The sequence below is a fragment of the Vreelandella indica genome, from assembly GCF_037070225.1.
GTDB lineage: Bacteria > Pseudomonadota > Gammaproteobacteria > Pseudomonadales > Halomonadaceae > Vreelandella > Vreelandella arctica.
Genome location: NZ_JBANSO010000082.1, coordinates 1 through 1682, shown reverse-complemented (window position 1 = coordinate 1682; position 1682 = coordinate 1). Strand labels below are relative to the sequence as shown.

At 54.8% G+C, this 1682-nt stretch carries 1 protein-coding gene; it reads right to left on the bottom strand.

What is annotated here, in order from left to right:
• Nucleotides 1-36 precede the first annotated feature (36 nt).
• A protein-coding gene (locus V8L71_RS20565; RefSeq protein WP_431313204.1) for an IS3 family transposase occupies nucleotides 37-1607 on the bottom strand; the annotation gives its coding sequence in 2 pieces (ribosomal slippage) (nucleotides 37-1154 and nucleotides 1154-1607; 1572 coding nt in all).
• Nucleotides 1608-1682: the final 75 nt, after the last annotated feature.

The following is a 1682-nucleotide window of genomic DNA, read 5'->3' as shown; positions in this document are numbered from 1 at the left end:
CGGTGATTTTCAACCCAGTTGTCCAAATGGCTGAGCTTAAGCAGCCTTTTTATTACGCTCGATTTCCTTCACTTTTCCTGGGTTAAGCGACACTGAACCAGTGACCCCCCAGTTTCGGGTGCTGCCCGACCAGCGTTGCGGATATCGGCGCTTAGCGCTTTCATAAACCGCTTTACGGCGTTCAAGGCGTTTTCGATCAACACCACGATGTCGGTCAGCTGGTGTGACATATTGGATGCCACTGTGAAGGTGCTGCTCGTTGTAAGCCTGTTCGAACACCAACATCCATTCCCGTACCGCGCTCAGCGATGTAAAGCCCTTGGTGGGCCACGCTGGGCAATATTTGACGGTGCGGAACAGCGATTCCGAGTAAGGGTTGTCGTTGCTGACTCTCGGTCGACTGTAAGACATCAACATCCCTAGCTCGGTTAACCTCGCTTTGAGCGTATAGGACGTCATTGGCGCCCCATTATCCGAGTGCAACACCGGTGGCTGGTGCCAGCATTTCTCACGCAATAATGCACGCTCCATCAGCTGTTTAGCCAACTCGCCCGATTCCGTCTCATGAACTTCCCAGGCAATGATTTTGCGGCTGTAGATATCCACGATCAGATAGAGATACCAGTGCTGACCACGCACAACGGAAGAACAGTAACTAATGTCCCAGCTCCAGACTTGGTTAGGCCCTGTCGCCGTAAAACTGGTCGGCGCGGCTACTCTGCGGCGTGCTTTCGCACGGCCTCGATGGTGGTGCTGACGATGCTTTTTCAATACGCGATAAAACGACGACTCGGAGGCCAGATAGATGCCGTTGTCTGCCAGTAAGGGCACGATTTGAGACGGCGGCAAGCTCTGATACTCGGGACGATGACAAGTGTTCAAAATGGCCCACTCTTCCTCATGCGACAGCTGATGCGGCTGCCTGCCTTGCACCGACTGTGGGCGCTGATCCTCAACCACAGCGCCACACTCAGATCGCCAACGCTTTAATGTGCGCTCGCTGACATCGATAATATCGGCTGCTTGATAGCGGGAAGCGCCACCCACAACCGCTTCGTCAAATAGCGCGATGAGCCTTGCACGTTCGTCGAGCGGCGTTAGTCGTCCTCGCCGCTGTCGGGGTTTTCGCTGTACAAGGCTTCGAGCTTTTTTGAGAGCACCAGTAACGATGTCGTCTCAGCCAACACCTTGTCTTTGCGGCGCACTTCCGCTTTGAGCTGCTTGATGGTCTTACGGTCTTCTTTACGCTGCTTGTGCGCCGCTTTTTCCTGATCTTCTTGCCGACCAGCGCCCTCGAGGCAAGCCGCTTTCCACTGCTGAATTTGCTCGGGATAAAGGCCTTTTTCGCGACAGTAAGCGCCAAGCTCCGCCTCTGACAGGGTGGCGGTTTCAATGACCACGGCTAGCTTGGCGTCGGGCGACCATTCGCTGTCGCCTGGGGTGTAACCCGGCACAGGCACTCCTTTTACTCGACACTGTTTTAACCAACTATACAGCGTCGCGTCAGAGATGCCTTCCTCTGTCGCTACCGATGCCACACTGTGATTATGGGGTGGTAACAACTTCTTCAGGACGGCTGCTTTACGCTCTGCAGAATAACGTGGCACAAGGGCTCCATGCCGCTCCCTCTGGATTAGATTTAGGCGATATCGCCAACCGGACAACTAGGCTGACAGAGGGGG